The organism is Actinoplanes sp. NPDC051405, from assembly GCF_055586185.1.
Genome location: NZ_JBVJIR010000003.1, coordinates 344353 through 361031, shown reverse-complemented (window position 1 = coordinate 361031; position 16679 = coordinate 344353). Strand labels below are relative to the sequence as shown.

Annotated in this window: 19 protein-coding genes and 13 tRNA genes; 6 read left to right on the top strand and 26 right to left on the bottom strand. The window is 71.3% G+C overall.

The genetic code is table 11. From position 1 onward, the window contains the following. Positions 1–5 precede the first annotated feature (5 nt). Positions 6–1040, bottom strand: coding sequence for a hypothetical protein (locus ACZ6S4_RS09555; RefSeq protein WP_465474459.1), 1035 nt, complete (start codon positions 1038–1040; stop codon positions 6–8). Between the two features lie 78 nt (positions 1041–1118). On the opposite strand from ACZ6S4_RS09555, the gene ACZ6S4_RS09550 reads away from it, so the two are divergent. Beyond that, positions 1119–1604, top strand: coding sequence for a permease-like cell division protein FtsX (locus ACZ6S4_RS09550; RefSeq protein ID WP_465474458.1), 486 nt, complete (start codon positions 1119–1121; stop codon positions 1602–1604). On the opposite strand, the gene ACZ6S4_RS09545 is transcribed toward ACZ6S4_RS09550, so the two are convergent. The 16 genes from ACZ6S4_RS09545 to ACZ6S4_RS09470 form a co-directional block, all read right to left on the bottom strand. After that, positions 1601–2602, bottom strand: a complete 1002-nt coding sequence (locus ACZ6S4_RS09545) for an MFS transporter (protein ID WP_465474457.1) — start codon at positions 2600–2602, stop codon at positions 1601–1603. The two genes, ACZ6S4_RS09550 and ACZ6S4_RS09545, sit on opposite strands and share 4 nt — an antisense overlap. 78 nt (positions 2603–2680) lie before the next feature. Then, positions 2681–2754: transfer RNA gene (locus ACZ6S4_RS09540), tRNA-Cys, on the bottom strand. Positions 2755–2759: 5 nt separating this feature from the next. Next, positions 2760–2832, bottom strand: a tRNA-Arg gene (locus ACZ6S4_RS09535). A gap of 13 nt (positions 2833–2845) precedes the next feature. Then, positions 2846–2920 (bottom strand) — tRNA-His (locus tag ACZ6S4_RS09530). A 21-nt stretch (positions 2921–2941) separates the two neighbouring features. Continuing rightward, positions 2942–3013: transfer RNA gene (locus tag ACZ6S4_RS09525), tRNA-Val, on the bottom strand. Positions 3014–3020: 7 nt separating this feature from the next. Further along, a tRNA-Asn gene (locus ACZ6S4_RS09520) sits at positions 3021–3094 on the bottom strand. Positions 3095–3104: 10 nt separating this feature from the next. Further along, a tRNA-Ser gene (locus ACZ6S4_RS09515) sits at positions 3105–3197 on the bottom strand. Positions 3198–3227: 30 nt separating this feature from the next. Beyond that, a tRNA-Ala gene (locus ACZ6S4_RS09510) sits at positions 3228–3300 on the bottom strand. A gap of 9 nt (positions 3301–3309) precedes the next feature. Beyond that, positions 3310–3382 (bottom strand) — tRNA-Thr (locus ACZ6S4_RS09505). Positions 3383–3392: 10 nt separating this feature from the next. Beyond that, positions 3393–3465 (bottom strand) — tRNA-Leu (locus tag ACZ6S4_RS09500). A 5-nt stretch (positions 3466–3470) separates the two neighbouring features. Next, a tRNA-Gln gene (locus ACZ6S4_RS09495) sits at positions 3471–3544 on the bottom strand. Between the two features lie 71 nt (positions 3545–3615). Continuing rightward, positions 3616–3685 (bottom strand) — tRNA-Gly (locus tag ACZ6S4_RS09490). Positions 3686–3700: 15 nt separating this feature from the next. Then, positions 3701–3774 (bottom strand) — tRNA-Glu (locus ACZ6S4_RS09485). A 71-nt stretch (positions 3775–3845) separates the two neighbouring features. After that, positions 3846–3918, bottom strand: a tRNA-Trp gene (locus ACZ6S4_RS09480). 58 nt (positions 3919–3976) lie between these two features. Then, a complete protein-coding gene (locus ACZ6S4_RS09475) occupies positions 3977–4111 on the bottom strand; it encodes a hypothetical protein (RefSeq protein ID WP_465474456.1) in 135 nt (44 codons plus the stop codon). A gap of 86 nt (positions 4112–4197) precedes the next feature. Continuing rightward, a complete protein-coding gene (locus ACZ6S4_RS09470; protein ID WP_465474455.1) occupies positions 4198–5010 on the bottom strand; it encodes an isocitrate lyase/phosphoenolpyruvate mutase family protein in 813 nt (270 codons plus the stop codon). A gap of 90 nt (positions 5011–5100) precedes the next feature. On the opposite strand from ACZ6S4_RS09470, the gene ACZ6S4_RS09465 reads away from it, so the two are divergent. Beyond that, complete coding sequence (locus ACZ6S4_RS09465) at positions 5101–6144, top strand: zinc-dependent alcohol dehydrogenase (protein WP_465474454.1); 1044 nt, start codon at positions 5101–5103, stop codon at positions 6142–6144. Here the strand turns inward: ACZ6S4_RS09465 and ACZ6S4_RS09460 are convergent. The 8 genes from ACZ6S4_RS09460 to ACZ6S4_RS09425 all read right to left on the bottom strand — a co-directional run bounded on the left by ACZ6S4_RS09460 (position 6090) and on the right by ACZ6S4_RS09425 (position 13215). Beyond that, positions 6090–7088, bottom strand: a complete 999-nt coding sequence (locus ACZ6S4_RS09460) for a hypothetical protein (protein ID WP_465474453.1) — start codon at positions 7086–7088, stop codon at positions 6090–6092. The two genes, ACZ6S4_RS09465 and ACZ6S4_RS09460, sit on opposite strands and share 55 nt — an antisense overlap. Positions 7089–7195: 107 nt before the next feature. Continuing rightward, positions 7196–7705 (bottom strand): SRPBCC family protein, encoded by a 510-nt coding sequence (locus ACZ6S4_RS09455; protein ID WP_465474452.1) that lies wholly within the window; start codon positions 7703–7705, stop codon positions 7196–7198. After that, entirely contained in the window at positions 7702–8064 is a 363-nt protein-coding gene (locus ACZ6S4_RS09450) for a metalloregulator ArsR/SmtB family transcription factor (RefSeq protein ID WP_465474451.1), read from the bottom strand. The genes ACZ6S4_RS09455 and ACZ6S4_RS09450 overlap by 4 nt, the downstream gene beginning before the upstream one ends. A 44-nt stretch (positions 8065–8108) precedes the next feature. Further along, on the bottom strand, positions 8109–8414 hold the full coding sequence (locus ACZ6S4_RS09445; protein ID WP_465474450.1) for a hypothetical protein: 306 nt from the start codon (positions 8412–8414) through the stop codon (positions 8109–8111). Beyond that, positions 8414–9091: a hypothetical protein gene (locus ACZ6S4_RS09440; RefSeq protein WP_465474449.1), complete on the bottom strand. Its 678-nt coding sequence runs from the start codon at positions 9089–9091 to the stop codon at positions 8414–8416. The genes ACZ6S4_RS09445 and ACZ6S4_RS09440 overlap by 1 nt, the downstream gene beginning before the upstream one ends. Positions 9092–9112: 21 nt before the next feature. After that, positions 9113–11830 carry a hypothetical protein gene (locus ACZ6S4_RS09435; protein WP_465474448.1) on the bottom strand — a complete coding sequence of 906 codons (2718 nt, stop codon included), beginning with the start codon at positions 11828–11830 and terminating at the stop codon, positions 9113–9115. A 73-nt stretch (positions 11831–11903) separates the two neighbouring features. After that, positions 11904–12386: a GNAT family N-acetyltransferase gene (locus ACZ6S4_RS09430; RefSeq protein WP_465474447.1), complete on the bottom strand. Its 483-nt coding sequence runs from the start codon at positions 12384–12386 to the stop codon at positions 11904–11906. A gap of 13 nt (positions 12387–12399) precedes the next feature. Further along, positions 12400–13215 carry a helix-turn-helix domain-containing protein gene (locus ACZ6S4_RS09425; RefSeq protein ID WP_465474446.1) on the bottom strand — a complete coding sequence of 272 codons (816 nt, stop codon included), beginning with the start codon at positions 13213–13215 and terminating at the stop codon, positions 12400–12402. Between the two features lie 78 nt (positions 13216–13293). Here ACZ6S4_RS09425 and ACZ6S4_RS09420 point away from each other — a divergent pair, with 78 nt between their 5' ends. Beyond that, positions 13294–14322 carry an NADP-dependent oxidoreductase gene (locus ACZ6S4_RS09420; protein WP_465474445.1) on the top strand — a complete coding sequence of 343 codons (1029 nt, stop codon included), beginning with the start codon at positions 13294–13296 and terminating at the stop codon, positions 14320–14322. Here ACZ6S4_RS09420 and ACZ6S4_RS09415 read toward each other — a convergent pair. Continuing rightward, complete coding sequence (locus ACZ6S4_RS09415; RefSeq protein WP_465474444.1) at positions 14306–14467, bottom strand: hypothetical protein; 162 nt, start codon at positions 14465–14467, stop codon at positions 14306–14308. The genes ACZ6S4_RS09420 and ACZ6S4_RS09415 overlap by 17 nt on opposite strands. 165 nt (positions 14468–14632) lie before the next feature. Here ACZ6S4_RS09415 and ACZ6S4_RS09410 point away from each other — a divergent pair, with 165 nt between their 5' ends. From ACZ6S4_RS09410 to ACZ6S4_RS09400, 3 genes are all read left to right on the top strand, one after another. Continuing rightward, positions 14633–14833 carry a hypothetical protein gene (locus ACZ6S4_RS09410; RefSeq protein WP_465474443.1) on the top strand — a complete coding sequence of 67 codons (201 nt, stop codon included), beginning with the start codon at positions 14633–14635 and terminating at the stop codon, positions 14831–14833. 26 nt (positions 14834–14859) lie between these two features. Continuing rightward, a complete protein-coding gene (locus ACZ6S4_RS09405; protein ID WP_465474442.1) occupies positions 14860–15438 on the top strand; it encodes a hypothetical protein in 579 nt (192 codons plus the stop codon). Positions 15439–15534: 96 nt separating this feature from the next. Next, complete coding sequence (locus ACZ6S4_RS09400) at positions 15535–16671, top strand: serine hydrolase domain-containing protein (RefSeq protein WP_465474441.1); 1137 nt, start codon at positions 15535–15537, stop codon at positions 16669–16671. The last annotated feature ends 8 nt before the right edge of the window (positions 16672–16679 follow it).

The window sequence follows — 16679 nt, the reverse complement described above, 5'->3', positions numbered from 1 at the left end:
ACCGGTCAGCGGCTGATCATCCGGAGCAGGACAGGACCCTGGTCCGGGCCGTACTTGGCGGCGTAGAGGTCCGCCACCCGTTCCTGCGTCTGCGCACCGGCCTTGTCCAGGGCGTACCGCTGCCGGCCGTCCCCGCACACGGACACCTCGTGGTCGGGGTGGAAGGCGTGCGGCAGCGCGAACGGATTGACGTTGACCCAGTGTTCGCCGTCGTGGACGACGTACCGGAGCTGATGCTCGACGACCTCGTCGGGGACGGTGAAGCGCAGGCACATCCGGTAGTGCTCGGTGATGGTCTGCAGGCCGGTGCCGTTCCACCGGTTGTCGAACGCCTCCAGCGCCAGCCCGCCCAGGTCGCTGCGGACCCTGACCTCACGCTGGTAGTTCTCGCTCACCCGGCGGTCGCGGAACAGGCCGTAGGAGAGCCAGTCGTCGACCCGGTACATCGCGTGCGCGGGACCGGCGGAGCTGATCCGGACCCGGAACAGCTCGGCCGACCGCGGCGGCAGGTCCCGCACGATCGCGTCGAGCTGCGCGATGTTCTGGCGCATCAGAGCTACGGCGTCGGTCGGGCTCACCTGCCGGGCCCGCTCGGCGGCGTCCGGGCACGACGGATCGGTCAGCATGATCCGGAAGTGCACCCCACGTTCCAGAGCCGCGCGTACGGCGAGAGCGAACGTACGCTCGAGCCGCGGCTCCAGCAGCCCGGTCCAGTACTTCCAGATGTCCACCTGGTCGGTGGAGCGCTCGATGCGCCTGATCACCTCGCGGTAGTCGAGCCGGTTGCGCCACTTCACCGCGTTGCGGTTGAGGGAGAGCACCAGTGGCTGCAGCACCAGCACGGCCAGCACCAGGTCGAGCATGTTCGACCCGATGCTGATTCGCAGCTCGGTGGCGAAGTTGTCGACGTGCCGGATCGGATAGAGCAGCAGAAAGCCGGCGAGCAGCAGCAGCGCGCCGATCGCGGCGTACACATAGGACAGCCAGTGCCTGCTGCCCGGCAGTCGCGGCCGCCGCCAGAATCCGAACCGCTCCCCCATCGCCCCATCGTCGCAGCGCACGTCGAATTGATCCAGACAAGCGTCGATTCCTTGCCCGCCGCACTAGCATTACTCGCCGTGCGCATCTTGAAGATCGTTGTTGTCCTTCTGCTGGCGGCGGGCGGGTCCGCCGGGTGCGGCCTGTTCGGCGATGAGGCGGGGCCGTCGCGGGACGAGCAGATCCAGAAGATCCTGGACGAGAACGCGTCCTTCTCGGTGATCCTCAAGAACGAGGCGACCCCGGCGCAGCGCGCGGAGGTCGAGGCGGCGCTGCGGGCCCTCCCCGGCTTCACCGGCCTGACGTTCACCGACAAGCAGGCCGCGTACGAGAAGATGCACCAGATGTTCTCGGCGGATCCGTCCGACGTGGCGGGCATCGAGCCGGAGAACCTGCCGGAGAGCTTCGAGGTGCGGATGACCGACATCGCCGCGGTCCGCAAGCTCCGCGACGACGAACGCCCGGTGAAGAGCCTGTCCGGCGTCGACCAGCTCGTGTTCGCCTGCCTGACCGTGGCCGAGTGCAAGGACAAGTACTCCCCCAAGCCGACTGCCCCGCCCTCCTAAGCGCTGCGCCGGCGGACCAGGAACCCGGCGACGACCAGCAGCGCACCGCACGCCGTCAGGGCCACGAGCATCCCGGTCCGGCCGGCGACGAGGGCGATCGCGAGGCCGCAGACGATCTTCCCCGCGTACTCGGCCTGGGCGAGCAGCGAATGCACCGTGGCCCGGACCGCCCCGGCGGTCCGGGCGTTGACCCGGAGGGTGCCGAAGGTCCGGGTCAGCGGCAACGCACCCGCGGCCAGCAGTACGGCGAAACTGCCGCTGAACGCGTCCGGGGCGAACGCCAGGCCCAGGACGCCGATCGCGGCGACCCCGCAGGCCAGCACATAGGGGTGCGCACCGCCCAGCCCGGCCTGCACGAAGCTCAGGGCAACAACCCCCGCGAGACACATCAGCACGCCCAGCCCGGTGAACCAGAGAAGCGGATCGACCGCCGGCGCGAGAGCCACCAGCCGCAACGGGTACAGCCGCCCGAAAGCGTCGGCCACACCACTGACCAGAAAGGTCGCGGCGAACACGGCGACCAGTTCCGGGCTGGCGCGGACCAGCGCCGACCCGCGTGCCAGGATCGACCGGGCCGCCGACCACCGTTTCGCCGGCACCGGAACAAAACGGCGCTCGGGAAAGGCGGCGACGTAGAGGCCGAGGAGCGACATGGCTGCGCCGGCGAAGATCATCGCCGTGGTCGGCCCGGTGAGCCAGGCCAGCCCGCCGACGCCCGCGAGCCCGGCGACGGTCCCGGTGAGCTGGGCCTGCTCGGCGCGGATCAGCACCGTCGGCACGCGGACCGGATCATCGAGCTCGTCGCTGATCCACGCCATGTCCGCTCCGCTGGCGAAGGTCCACGACAGCCCCCACAGCACTTGCGTGAACAGCAATGACAGGAAGTCGCCGACCAGCGCGGTGGTGAGCATGGCGATCCCCATGAGCACATGCGAGACCACCAGCGACCACTTACGGCTGAAAGTGTCGGCGACGACCCCCGCGGGAACCTCGAACACCAACGCCACCACGTCCACCGCACGTAAACCGTGCCCAGGTCAGCGGTCACGGATCCCTCTCCACAGCGGATGACAGGCTGGAGGCCGAAGCCGGATTCGAACCGGCGTATCCCGTTTTGCAGACGGGTCCCTGACCACTCGGGCATCCGACCGTGCGCGCCCTCGGCTGGGATCGAACCAGCGGCCCCCGGATTCGGAATCCGGTGCTCTGTCCGCTGAGCTACGAGGGCAGATCAACGTGAGGGTGACTGGCCGGATTCGAACCGGCGACCTCCGGGGCCACGACCCGGCGCTCTGGGCCAACTGAGCTACAGCCACAACTTCGGCCTGTTCGGCCAGTGCCCGCACCAGGGATCGAACCTGGGACATCCGCCGTGTGAAGGCGGCGCTCTCCCGCTGAGCTATACGGGCGGGACGGCTCCGGCGGAAGGACTCGAACCTTCACCTGTACGCATTAACAGTGCGCTGCCCTGCCGATTGGGCGACGCCGGATCGTGCAGCGCGGAGAGCGAGGGATTCGAACCCTCGGCAGGGGCTGGTGCCCCTGCGGCGGATCAGCACTCCGCTGCCTTCAACCGGACTCGGCCAGCTCTCCAGGACCACCCGCCCGCGGTGGTTTCTTGCGTGGACCCGGCCGGAGTCGAACCGGCCACCTCCCGCTTGCGACACGGGCGCTCTACCAGATGAGCTACGAGCCCAGGGTTCCGAGCCAGCGGCGGGACTCGAACCCGCTACCTCCCGATTACGAAACGGGTGCACGACCTGTCGTGCTCCACTGGCCTGTCTTGCGTGCCCTCGGCGCGATTCGAACGCGCACTGGCGACGTCCTCAACGTCGGGCCTCTGCCGTTGGGCTACGAGGGCGTGAGCTGCGAGCGGAGGATTCGAACCTCCAACCTCCCGGTTCAGAGCCGGGCGTGCTGCCGGATTGCACCAGCCCGCAGAGGGCCGGCGGGGTCGCGGCCCCGCCGGCCGGTCGCCGCGCCGGAAAGCGCGCGACCCAGGGTGTTCCGGAGCGGCTGCCGGCTCGAACCCGGGACCTCGACGTTGGCAACGTCGCGCTCTACCACTGAGCTACAACCGCGTCGAACAAGTACTGTCGCCCGTCCGGGGGTCGAACCCGGTCCTCCGGATTGAGAGTCCGGTGGTCTACCTCCCTCAGCCTCACGGGCGTTCCCTGTTTCTGTCATCCGCTGTGGAGTTTTCAAGCGCCGTTGCCGCCGGCCGGGGCCGGGGCGGGGAAGCACGGGCGGCAGGAGTCGAACCCGCAACGCACGGTTTTGGAGGCCGTTGCTCTACCGATTGAGCTACACCCGTAGGGATACGAAAAAGCCGCCCGACCCGGCAGGGTGGGCGGCGGCTGTGCCGAGGTGCGCTAGTCGCGCCGCCTGCCCGATTCCTGGTTGCCGTTGCTGCTTTCACTGACCGCACCGGGCCGCCCGGTCAGGGCGACGGCAGCCTCGCGGCACGGCGTGAGCCGGTGCGCGGTGTGCGAGGGCTGCCACAACATCTCGGTCTCCTGACCATCTCGGTGCGTTCGGTGTTGATCCATACGGTAGGCCCGCCCCAGCGGGATGGACAACCCATTAACCGGCCTCAGGTATCGATCTTGTCGATGAGCGGGGTGACGCCCGGGGCCGGCCGCTCGGTCACCGCGGCCAGCGCCGCCAGCGGCATCCGGTCCACGTTCCCGGCGTCCCCCTCGTCGGCGATCGTGCGATAGGTCAGCGACGCCGCCCGCAGCGCCGCCAGCACGGCAGCAAGCGGGTGCAGCACCAGCCGCACCCCCGACCCGGCCAGCTCCGCGCCGGTCAGGCGCCCGCGGCCACTCGCGCTCTCGGATCGGTTCACAGCCAGCGGTACGGCGGGAAGCGCAGCGCGCAATCGACCGAGATCGTCCGCCTCGGAGATGTCCTCCGGCAGCACCGCGTCCGCCCCCGCGCCCGCGTACGCCCGGCACCGTTCGATCGTCTCGGCGAGCCCGCGGCCGCGTACCCGGGCGACCAGCACGATGCCGGGCACCTGCGCGACCAGCGCGGCGATCCGGTCGGCCGACCGGCCGGCGTCCTGGCCGTCGTCGAGGACGAGTCCGCTGATGCCGGCCCGCTGGTAGGACAGCGCGGTCCACACCGCGTCATTGCGGCTGTCGTAGCCGATGTCCGCGTCGGCGAGCAGCGGCACACCTTCGAGGGCCGGGATCAGGGTCGTGGCCCGGTCGGCGATCTGCGTCGCCGGGGTGTAGCCGAGGTCCGGCCGGCCCAGCATGGTGGCCGCGATCGCCTGCCCGGACAGGTGCACGGCCCGGTGCCCGGCCCGGACGGCGAGCGCGGCACTGGCCGGGTCCCAGACGCCCGGTACGTGCGTGAGGTGGTCGGCCGCGAGCATCGCGCGCAGGTCGGCGGCGGTCATGGGCGGGGCACCGCGGCGTCGTTCATGCCGCCGATCATGACGGGTTCATCGGCAAGTCGCGATCCCCTCCAACGGTGTTAGCGTCGATCCGTGACCGAGCTGAGCATGCTTGTGGCCCGTCTGCATGGCGCCGGGGACGTCCGGTTGCACCTCGAGGACCGTCCCTCGCCGGGGAGCGCCGACGCGCGGTTCGTCGAGGTGACCTCGGTCGGCATATGCGGCTCCGACCTGCACTGGTTCACCGAGGGTGGGATCGGCGACGCGGTGCTGGCCCGGCCGCTGGTGCTCGGTCACGAGATGGCCGGTGTGATCCGCGGCGGACCGGACGACGGCCGGCGGGTCGCGATCGATCCGGCGATCCCGTGCGGCATCTGCGAGCCCTGCCGGGACGGGTACGGCAATTTGTGCCCCACTGTCGTCTTCGCCGGGCACGGCTCCTGCGACGGCGGCCTGCGGCAGTTCCTGACCTGGCCGGCCGAGCGCCTGCACCCGCTGCCGGACAACCTCTCCGACGACGACGGTGCCCTGCTCGAGCCGCTGGGTGTCGCGCTGCACGCCCTCGACCTCGCCCACCTGCGAATGGCGTCGACGGTGGCGGTCGTCGGCTGCGGACCGATCGGCCTGCTGCTGGTGCAGCTGGCTCGCCGGCACGGCGCCACCCGGGTGCTCGCCGCCGAGCCGTTGCCGCACCGGATGGCCGTGGCCGCGTCGTTCGGCGCGGAGCCGGCCGACGGGGCCGGCCTCGCGGACGTGGTCTTCGAGGTCTCCGGGTCGGATGCGGCCGTGGACGCGGCGCTGCGGCTCGCCAAGCCCGGCGCCCGCGTCGTGCTGGTCGGCATTCCCGACGGCGACCGCACCTCGTTCAGCGCGGGGCTGGCCCGCCGCAAGGGGCTGACGCTGGTCATGGCCCGCCGGATGGGCGAGGTCTACCCGCGGGCGATCGAGCTGGCCGCGCGGGGCCTCGTCAACCTGGCGCCGATCGTCTCGGACGTGTTCCCGCTGAGCGCGGTCACCACGGCCCTGAGCACCGCTGCCGCCCGTACCGGATTGAAGGTGTTGATCCATCCGAACGCCGCCGGTCAGAATGCCGCCGAGCTGACCGAGGTCACCGGGTCGGCGGCGACCACGTCGTAGCGGTTCTTGGCGGCCGACCAGCCGTCCGGGGTCAGCGCGCCGCCGGCCTTGACCTTGCGGGGTTTCCTGCCCTCGACGGTGGCGGTCTTGGCGCCGCCGCGCAGGCGGAGCCGGACCGGGGTGCCGGCCTTGGTGCGCACGACCAGCTCGCCGACCGGACCGCTGACCGAGACTCCTACGGTGCCCTTCGGCTCGGGCAGTTGCAGGACGAGCTGGGTGGTCCCGCCGACGATCTCGATGCCCGCCACGACGCCCGCGCGCAGGTCGATGGTCTGCTCGGCCGAGCCACCGGCCAGCTTCAGGGTCCACGCCACCTTGGTGTTGAGCTGGAGCTCGGCACCGACCGTCCCCGGCTCGGTGGTCGGGGTGAGTTCGAGCCGCGAGCCCTGTTTGCTCTCGGTCAGGCTCGGCACCGCGCTGCGGTCCGTCGTCGCGATGTCGAACAGGTTCTCGCCGAGGTCGGCGCCGCGGATGCGCAGCACCGCGGAGGCCCCGGCCACCTCGAGGCGCCGCGCCCGCACGGAGCCGAGCGGCGTGGTGATCCGATGGGCGGCGTCCGGCCACGGCTGCTCCAGCGTGCTCGGCAGCGGCCCGGACGGAGTCGGCACCCCTGGTGGGAGCGGCTCGACCTGGGCACCGGCCGCGGGCCGGTAGACCGGGTCGAACGCGGCTGTCTGCCCGAGCACGACCCCGATGGTCAGCGCCACGATCGCCACGGTGAAGACCCACAGCCGCCAGGGCCGCCGCGGCCGTTCCTGGTAGACGATCACCGCCCGCGCGACCACCATGGGCGGCGGCAGCCGGGGCGGCGAGGCGGTGACGAGCGGCAGGACCTGCGTCGGCTCGGTCACGGCGGCACGCGGTTCGAACCAGTCCCGGGCGTCGTCGGGCGCGTCCGGAGACGGTCCGGACCGCGGCGGCTCCTTGCCATGTCTGCCGTTCACCGTGGCGCCTCCGCTCGCCGGATCCCTGCATCCGGCCCTGACAGTGATACGGATCTCAGGCCGTTTCGGATCGATGACTGTCAGCGCGGTTCAGGAAAGATCAGCGGTCAGGCCGGGTCGGTGGGGGTCAGCAGGCCCTCGTAGTACGGCTTCATGGCCGGGTAGTAGTCGTCGAAGCTCGGGGTGGGCAGGCCGTCCCGGGCCGCCACCAGCAGGTCGAGGTAGTACTCCCAGCCGGGACCCATCTCGCCGGCCTCGGCGACATTGTCCAGGCGATGCACCAGCCGCAGCTCGGTCCGGCCCTCGCTGTGCGACAGCAGCAGCTCGACCTGCCGGTTGCCGGCCTGATCGGTCATCGACACAGCCAGCCGCCGCGGCGGCTCGCACGCGTCGATCCGGAAGTCGAACCACGGCGCCCCCTCCTCGAAGACCATCTGCACCTTGATCGTGTTTCCGGGGGCGGCGTCGCCCGTCCAGGCGCCGAACCAGCGGGCGGTGCGGTCGGACTCGGTCACGCTCGCCCACACGTCCTCGATGGGGGCCCGGAACGTACGGCTGACCACGAGATCGCCGCCGTCGGCGGTGGGAAAGAGCCGGCCGGTGGGTGAGCTGATCATGCCGTGTTCTCCTGTCGTCGGTCCGTCGGTCCGCCTCGGCGGCGCTCGCGACGGGTGCGGTAGACCTCGGTCTCCAGTGCGTCGAAGCGGCGCTCCCAGCCGGCGGCCGCGGTGAACTGGTCGAGCCACTCGATCAGCCCGGCGAGCCGCGACGGGTCGAGCTCATAGAGCCGCCGGCGGCCGACGAGCGTGTCGCGGACCAGCCCGCTCTCCCGCAGCACCCGCAGGTGCCGGCTCACGGCGGGCCGGCTGATGGCGAACCGGTCGGCGATCTCCCCCGCGGGCAGACTCCGCTCCCGCAACATCACCAGGATGTCGCGGCGCACCGGATCGGCGATAGCCGCCGCCACCTCGTCCACCGCGAAAGCGTAACGAGTGTGTTACGCGTTTGGCAAGGACGGGCTCACGTGAAGGTGGGCCCCTGATAGCCCGAGCTCGGCATGGTGAGGTTCGCGCTGAACCCAGGCCACCGGCCCTGCGGCGCGCCTCCCGAGGACCTCGGCGGCGTGGGCTCCGGCAACGCGGCGAGCTCGTCGAGGCGGTCCTGCTCGGTCAGCAGCTGCCGGAGCTCGATCAGCGCCTCGGTCATCCGCAGCTCGTCCCACACCCGCCGCGCCTCGTCCTCCAGCCGGCTGTCCAGCTCGCGCTCGCGCAGGAACTCCTTGACCTCACGGAAGTTCGGGCGGGTGCCGTCCGGGCCCACCCGCATCAGCTCGACCGCCTCGTCGAGCCGGCCGGTGGCGGCCAGATGCCGGGCCAGCAGCCCATGGAACCCGGTCGCCCGGGCATCGACCAGCCGGCGCCAGACCTCCGGGTCCGGCATCCCGGCAGCGTCCAGGAGCAGCGCCAGACTTCGGAGCACCCTGGGTCGCCGGTCCGCCGAGCATCCTGGGCCTGCCCGAGCAGCCCAGGACCGTCCAGGCCCGGCCACGGCTTGAACAGCGCGCTCTCCTCCGGCAGACCCCGGAGAACGCTCTTGCGCAGACCCGACACGTCGGCCGGGATCCCATGCTCGGCCAGGACCGTGAGCAGCAGCTGGTACGCCTCCGGATCAGCACGCTCGGCCCATGCCCGGAGGATCGAGATCTGCTCCGCGTGGTCGCCGGCCGCCCCGCACTTGGCCGCCAGCTCCAGGTACGTGTCCCGCTCGGCGGCGAGGCCGGTGGTTATCGCGTACCGGAGACCCATCCGGGTCCACGGCAGCGGCACCAGCATCGACGGGAACAGGCAGACCACAGTGATCAGCAGGGCGGCCAGGAACGCCCAGGAGAGCCGTTCGTGCAGCAGCACCCAGGCGGCGACGAAGACCGTGGTCAGCAGCGCCAACCGCATCATCCAGGCGTACCGCACCGCTTGCTTCATCCGTTGCCGATACAGCGGCGTCATCCGCCCAGTGTGCCTTCGTCTTCACACCTTCACAGCGCGCCGGCGGGAGCGGCTCTGCGCACAGTGGCCGGCCGGCACTGCGCCGTCGAGCAGATCCTGCAGGAGGATCTCGTACGCCGGATCGGACAGGTAGCCGCTGTGTCCCCGGGCCGCCAGCCGGGGTACGTCCGGTGAGTCCACGATGGTGGCCGGGTCCCGGAGGCGCAGGTCCGCGCCGACCGTCCAGTAGCGCGGTTCCGGGCAGCCGGCGGAGGGCTCCGGGCATGGCTCGAAGCAGCCGCAGCGTACGACCGCCTGGTGCTCGGTGCAGTCCGGCCCGCAGCCCATCGTGCGCCACTCGGTCAGGTCCGGACCGAATTTCTCCCGCCCCTTCGGCACCTGCCAGGAGAGCACCGGGCCGCCCAGCGGGTCGGTCCACCGGAAGGCGTTGAGCCAGCGCTGCCGCAGCCCTCCGGTGCCGACCTCGTGGAGCTGCGCGAACCCCAGGTAGGACGGGAAGAACCGGGCATAGAGAAACTGCAACTGCGAGCCGTACGTGATCATGTGCAGTCGCCCGGCAGTGACCCGCGCCCGGGCGAAGTTCAGGTCGTCCGCCTCGCCGCCCTGGCTGGACCGGCCGGCCGCCTGGTTCAGGATGACCGCGCAGGCGGCGAACGTGATCACGCTGCCCTGGCTGTGTCCGGAGAGGACAACCTGGTCGGCCTGCTCGCCGCGCGGCACCCCGCGGTCGGCCCACTGCGCGGCGCGGCCGGCCACCGCGAGGACGGCCCGGCCGCCGTACGGCGGCGGGCACAGCGGATGGCCCACCCGCGGCCAGAACGACAGCAGATCCCAGATCACCCCGACCGTGGTACGCAGCCCCGGCCGTCGCCACGTGCCCAGTCCGAGCACCACCAGCGCGGTCGCGCCGAACGAGACGACCACGACGCCGAGCTGTCCGAGCGGGCCGGTCGCGTTGCCCATCAACGCCCGCGGCGGCTCGTCGTACGCGGCCAGCAGCCAGGCGCAGGCCCCCGCCGAGACGATCACCGCGAACCCGCCGAGCGTGGCCAGCAAGCCGATGACGTGGTGGTAGCGGTAGCGGATCATCGCGATCCGCCAGCGGCCGGCCACCCGCGCCTGGGCCCGGATCAGGTTCTCGTTGCTGGTGTAGTCCTCGCAGAGCAGGCGCCGGAAACTGTCGCGGCCGGTGAAGAACACCACGAAGGCGACCGCGAGCACCAGCGCGAGACCCGCGATGAGCCACTCCGCCTGCCGGGACAGCACGTCGGGGCCGGGGTGGGCGAGCACTGCCCAGGCCGCCGTACCCAATGCCGCCAGCAACGCCGGCACCAGCAGCCACCAGGTCCGCCGGCGCAACAGCCACGCGGCCATCGGCAGCAACGCCACCGCGAGCACCAGGGCGAGCGCGCCCCAGACCGCCGCCATGATCCAGTAAACGGCGGCGATCTCGATCTGCTGCGGCTGCGTCCGCGCGCCGTCGACCACCGGCTCCCCCAGTGCCCGGGCCGTCCAGAACACCGCTGCCGCGCTCATACCCATCCCAGCCGTCGCACCGAGCGCCGCGCCGAGCCAGCCACCCATCCCGAAGTAGAACGGCCGGAACGACACCGGGATCGCCGGCCGTTCGCCCCCGCCGAGCCGCAACTCGCGCCCGCCGGCCCCGTACGCGAGCAGCGCACAGACCCCGAGCAGCACCAGCAGCACGGCGCCGAGCAGCGCGAACACGCCGTTGGCGACCGCCGAGAAGGTCGCGCCCACACCCTCGGGCGCCACCGGCGTGACGTGGTCCAATCCGATGGCGGCCAGCACGACAGCAGCGAGCGCGGCTCCGGCGGTGGACCACCGTGTCGCGCGCATCCCCGTGCGCAGGGCCACCGGGTCGCGGCCGTCCGGGACAGCCTCCTTCTCGTCCGGCGTCGCATTGCGGATCACCTGCCAGACGCCACTGACCAGGCCGGCGACCAGAACGGCGGCCACGATCCCGCACGCCGCCGTGAAGACCGGACTCTCGCCGGCCCAATCGCCCGGGCGGCCGAGCATGGCCAGCGCCAGCAGACCGGCGGTGGCGCAGCCGGTCCACACGTGCGCGGCCCGCTGCCACGAGGTCTGCGCGGAAGCGCCGCGCCAGAAACCCGGATCGCCCAGGTCGCCGTTGCTGCCGCGGCGCTGCGAACGCGCGATGCCCGGCGGGTCGTGCGGGAACGACAACCGGTCGAACTGCCAGAACACCAGCAGGACCACGCCCGGCAGCACGGCGCCGACCAGCTCGCGGACGCCCGGGGAACGGCCGGCGTACCAGTCCAGCAGCCAGAACCCGCCGGAGCAGGCACCCGGGCCGCACTGCCGGGCCAGCACGTTCCAGCCCAGATAGCAGGTGGTCACCACGATGGTCACGGTCAGCACCAGGCCGAGCAGCCGGATGACGCCGTCGGCCGCCCGGTCCCGGGTGCGTCGCCGCTCGGGCATCAACAGCGCGAACCGGGCCACGTTCACCAGCGCGAACGGCACCAGCAGCAGCCACAGCGCCCGCGACGGCGACCCCGCGGTGTACCGACCCCAGTGATAGCCCTCGATCACCCGGCCGGACGGATGCGTGGCGGTACGGCGGAAGATGCGCCCGGCGTCGTCACCGGCGACCTGGCGCGGCCAAGGGTCGTCGAGGACCGACTCGATCGGCGTACCGCTGACGCCGTGCACCCGGATCTCGACGACTCTGCCGTGCGGTTGCGGGACCATGCCCGTCCTCCTGCCGCGAACCCAAGCCCTTCACTATCCGTCAATTCGCGGGAACGGCAGTCAGGTAACGGACTCAGCCGGATTCGTAACGGTGGCAGGAGACCGCGATCGACCCGGTCGCGGTCTGCGCGGCATACTCGATCGGGCCGGCGTCGGTCCAGCCCACGCGTTCGTAGCAGGCCCGGGCCCGCGCGTTGCCGGTCGCCACGGCGAGCCAGGCCCGCCCGAAGCCGTTGGCGGATACCAGCTCCTGACCGCGGCGCAGCAGCGCGTCCGCCGCGCCCCGGCCACGGGCCTCGGCCGCCACGTACAGCTGCTCGACCTCGTCGTCGTGAGCCATCACGAAGCCGACCACCCGGTCGTCGATCGTGGCCACCACGGTGCCGGCGAGGCGGTCGGGGACCCGGCGGCGGAAGTCGTCGAGCTGCCGGTGCTGGGCCAGCTGCTCGGGCACATGACCGAGGTGACCGTCCGGCCAGCCGGCATGCCACACCACGGCAATGGATTCGATGTCATCCGGGCCGGCCGCCCGCAGCGTGAATTCTGTCGTGGTCATGTCAACCTCTCCGTCAGGCCGCCAGCCGGCGCAGCGCCTCCTGCGAGGACGAGCCCGGCTCGGTCGTGAAGGTGACGAGCCACTGGTCCGGCTTCCCGGTCGCCTTCATGACGCCGACGGCGATCTCGATGTCGCCCACCACCGGATGCCGCAGCCGGCAGGTGACGTCGGCCCAGTCCGCCACCTCGTGCTCGGCCCAGAGCCGGCGGAAGTCAGCGCTCGACGAGTGCAACGACTCGACAACCCCGGCCAGGGCACGGTCGTGGGGATAACGGCCCAGGTTCAAGCGAAGGTACGCGACGTGCCGGCGAGCCAGCAGCTCCCACCCCGGGTCGAGAAGCATGGACCGGAGGGGCCCGTCGAGAAAGACCAGCTGCGGCCAGCTGCCCCGATCGGACGCCGGCTCGCCGAGCAGCCGAGCGGCCGTACCGTTGCAGGCCAGGATGTCGCCGTGCCGGCCGTGCACGAACGCGGGCGTATGGCTCATCCCGTCGATCAGGCACATCAGGTCGACGCGCACCTCGGGGTCGACCGGCCCGGGCTCGACCCGCGGCGGGTGGACGAGATTGCTCAGATGCTCCCGCTCGTCCCGGGTCAACCGCATCGCACCGGCAACCGCATCGAGCACCTCGGCCGACACGCTGTGGCCGTGACCCTGCTCCAGCCGGGTGTAGTGGGTGACGCTCACCCCGGCCAGCTGAGCCAGCTCCTCGCGGCGCAGCCCCGGCACGCGCCGCCGCTCGCCGTAACGCGGCACGCCGACGGTCTCCGGCTGCAGCCGGGCGCGGCGCGACATCAGAAAGCCGGTCAACTCCGCACGGGTGTCCACTGCGCCAGGGTAGCCATCCGGTGGGTACCCAACCCAGGACTCTGGCTACGCCGTGGCGGGGGTCGCAGGCTGACCGGCATGGACAAGAACCTCACCGGCCGGGAGATCCGGCTGGCCGGCCGGCCCGTCGGCACACCCGGCCACCAGCACTTCACCCTCGTCAGCACCGCGGTGCCGCCGCTCGCAGAGGGGCAGATCCTGGTCCGCAACACGTGGATGTCGGTCGACCCGTACATGCGGGGACGGATGGCCGACAAACCGTCCTACCTGCCGCCGTTCCAGCTGGGCGCCGCTCTGGAAGGCAGCGCGATCGGCGAGGTGATCGACTCAACGGCGGCCACCATCCCGACCGGCGCGACGGTGTCCCACTTCCTGGGCTGGCGCGACTACGCCGTCCTGGACGCCACGAGCGCGACGCTGGTGGACACGTCGTCCGTGCCGCCGCAGGCATATCTCGGGGTGCTGGGCACCACCGGGCTGACGGCGTACGCGGCGCTGACCGAGGCGGCGCCGGTCCGGCCCGGCGACACTGTGTTCGTGTCGGGCGCGGCCGGCGCGGTCGGCAGCGTGGCAGGCCAGCTCGCCCGCCTGCTGGGCGCGGGCACGGTCATCGGGTCGGCCGGCGGGCCGGACAAGGCGAAGAAACTGACTGAGACCTTCGGCTTCGACGTGGCGCTCGACTATCAGGCGGCACCGATCGCCGAGCAGCTCACCCGAGCGACGCCGGAAGGCATCGACGTCTACGTCGACACGGTGGGCGGCGACCACCTGGCCGCGGCGATCGGCGCCGCCCGCTCCGGCGCGCGATTCGCTCTGGTCGGGGCGGTCAGTTCCTACAACGCGACCGGGCCGGTTCCTGGGCCGGAGAATCTGTATGAGGCGTACTGGAAAGAGCTGACGCTGCGCGGGGTGCTCGTGACTTCGTACTTCGACCGCTTCCCGGAATGGATCGGGCGGGCGAGCGGGTGGCTGCGGGACGGGTCATTGCGTACGGAAGAAACCGTGGTACACGGGCTGGAACAGGCCCCGGCAGCGTTCCTCGGAATGCTGAACGGCGCCAACACCGGGAAAATGCTCGTGCGGCTTGATGTCACGGGGTCGGAATGATGGCCTTGCCGCAGCGGCCTTCCAGAGCGACCCAGGCCTGACCACCTGCGGCGAAGACCTGCGGGTGGGCCAGCTCGACCTGATCATAGGTCCGGCCCGATCCCTGATCGGCGAGCACGGAGATCTGATTCGTGATCGCCGTCAATTGCGCGGAACCGAGTGACCTGAGTGCGACTACCTATCCAGCAGCCGCGCCGGCACTGGTCCGGCATAGTGGGGCGGTGCCGAATCTGGACTTCTATGCCGCGGACGACTGCGGTGGAGCCACACCAACCACAACACGGAGAAACGCGCCTCCGCATGGGCCGCGGTGATACCGGAACTCAGAGATCCCGGCGCCTGGCAGTGGGCCGCCGTCACCAGTGCTTCCGGCAAGCTCAACCGGGTCATCCGCCGGATGGCCGTCGACAAGATCGGCTCCCGGCCGGTCCTGCCGCACGCCGCCCGCGTCATCGCGAAGGCCGGCCTGCCATACGTCTACGGGACGGGCATCCACCCGGCCCCGCTGTGACAGCGCGGAAGTGCGAAGCTTTCCCCGTGACCGACTTGGACGCCGCCGCGGCCGACCCGGATTCGCCCGCCTGGAACGCGCTGCCGCGGGAAAGCGCCGCTCTCCTCCCCTGGCTGGCGCAGACCTGTGCCGCTTTCCCGGAAGACCGACGGGACATGGCACTGACCATCGCCGGCTCCATCGCGGTGGATGCGAGTGACGCCGAGCGCGTCACCTACGCCGCCGAGATCGCTGCCCTGCGCGCGCTCGCCGTGGATCGCATGCGGAGCACCGTCACCGACAGCGTCTTCGTCTACCTGCAACAGGCCGTGCTCGCCCTCGACGGTGACGACCTCTGGGGCAAGGAACTCGACCGCCTCAACGCCGGGGAGGTCGACCTGCAATGCCCGGAATGCGACGAGGAACTGCTGATCGCACTCACCTCTGAGGACGGCGATATCGAGCCCGGGCTCTCCTCCGACCTGGCGGCCCGCCTGCACGCCGAGGCCGTCGAGGCAGACCATGAGGCAGTGGCGACCTCCCTCACCTATCTCTTCGGCCGAGTGCCCTGTCCTGCCTGCGGCACCCGATTCGATGTCGCCGATCATCTCGCCGGCGTCAGTTGAAGGCCTGATCCGGGCGCTCCACCAAGGGCGTTCCCCGATGTGATCGTTGCCGTCGCTGCGTCAGGCTCCGCTTGGGACTCTCACGGGGAGGTCGGGATGACACGCATGCTCCGGTCGCTGGTCACCGTCACCACGGCGCTGGCGGTGATTGCCGCGCCGGCCGCTGTCGCGGCCGGGCCGCCCGGTCCGGATCGGGCCGATCTGCAGCTGCGGCTCGATGATGTCGTGGCCGCCGGCGCCGTGGGCGCTTTCGCGGAGGTACGGGATCAGCACCGCACCTGGCGCAGCACCAGCGGCGTAGCCGAAGTGGGCACGACCCGCCCGGTTCCGGTCAACGGCCGGTTCCGGGCCGGCAGCATCACCAAGACCTTCCTTGCCACCGTCGTTCTGCAACTCGTCGACGAGGGCCGGCTGCGGCTGGACGACCCGGTGGAGGCGTGGCTGCCCGGGATCGTCCCCGACGGCGATCACATCACCGTGCGCCACCTGCTCAACCACACCAGCGGGTTGTTCGACTATCTGCGTACGCTGCGGTTGCCGCCGCGGCCTGAGTTCCTCGAGGACCGGTGGCGGACCCGGACCGCGGCCGAGATGGTGCAGCAGGCGCTCGCCCATCCGGTGACGTTCGAGCCGCCGGGTTCTGCTTTCGCGTACTCGAACACCGGCTATCTGCTGCTCGGCCAGATGGTCGAGGAGGTGACCGGGCGGCCGTACGGCCGGGAGATCGAGCGCCGGGTGATCCGGCCGCTGCGGTTGCGGGGCACCTCGGTGCCGGGCACCTCGCCGTGGATTCGTGGTCCGCATCCGCATGGCTACGTGCCGATCGACCGGGACGGCGTGACGCGGCTGGTCGACTACACCGAGTCCAACCCGTCGGTGCTGAACGCCGGCGGCGAGATCATCTCCACGACGCGGGATCTCAACCGGTTCTTCGCTGCCCTGCTTCGGGGGCGTCTGCTGCCCGATCACCTGCTCGACGCGATGAAGACGCAGGGTGTCGAGGGGGCGCGGCCGTACGGGCTCGGGCTGTCCTGGCGGACGACCGCCTGCGGCATCCCGGTGTACGGCAACGACGGCGACGCCCTGGCGTACCAGGCCTGGTCCTTCTCCACGCCGGACGGTCGCCGTCAGGTGACCGTCGCGGTCACGCCCGGCCTCAACCGCGACCTGGACCTGGTGGTCGAGGCGTTCGTCGACCACGCCATCTGTTCCGGACACGCAGCGCAGCCGTAGCGCTTCTA

What these genes read in the sequence shown, in the direction of transcription:
- ACZ6S4_RS09435 (WP_465474448.1), bottom strand. Translation starts at nt 11,830, where the DNA reads ATGGTCCCGCAACCGCACGGCAGAGTCGTCGAGATCCGGGTGCACGGC.
- ACZ6S4_RS09400 (WP_465474441.1), top strand. Translation starts at nt 15,535, where the DNA reads ATGACACGCATGCTCCGGTCGCTGGTCACCGTCACCACGGCGCTGGCG.
- ACZ6S4_RS09420 (WP_465474445.1), top strand. Translation starts at nt 13,294, where the DNA reads ATGGACAAGAACCTCACCGGCCGGGAGATCCGGCTGGCCGGCCGGCCC.
- ACZ6S4_RS09445 (WP_465474450.1), bottom strand. Translation starts at nt 8,414, where the DNA reads ATGCGGGTGGGCCCGGACGGCACCCGCCCGAACTTCCGTGAGGTCAAG.
- ACZ6S4_RS09555 (WP_465474459.1), bottom strand. Translation starts at nt 1,040, where the DNA reads ATGGGGGAGCGGTTCGGATTCTGGCGGCGGCCGCGACTGCCGGGCAGC.
- ACZ6S4_RS09430 (WP_465474447.1), bottom strand. Translation starts at nt 12,386, where the DNA reads ATGACCACGACAGAATTCACGCTGCGGGCGGCCGGCCCGGATGACATC.
- ACZ6S4_RS09440 (WP_465474449.1), bottom strand. Translation starts at nt 9,091, where the DNA reads ATGACGCCGCTGTATCGGCAACGGATGAAGCAAGCGGTGCGGTACGCC.
- ACZ6S4_RS09470 (WP_465474455.1), bottom strand. Translation starts at nt 5,010, where the DNA reads ATGACCGCCGCCGACCTGCGCGCGATGCTCGCGGCCGACCACCTCACG.
- ACZ6S4_RS09475 (WP_465474456.1), bottom strand. Translation starts at nt 4,111, where the DNA reads ATGTTGTGGCAGCCCTCGCACACCGCGCACCGGCTCACGCCGTGCCGC.
- ACZ6S4_RS09455 (WP_465474452.1), bottom strand. Translation starts at nt 7,705, where the DNA reads ATGATCAGCTCACCCACCGGCCGGCTCTTTCCCACCGCCGACGGCGGC.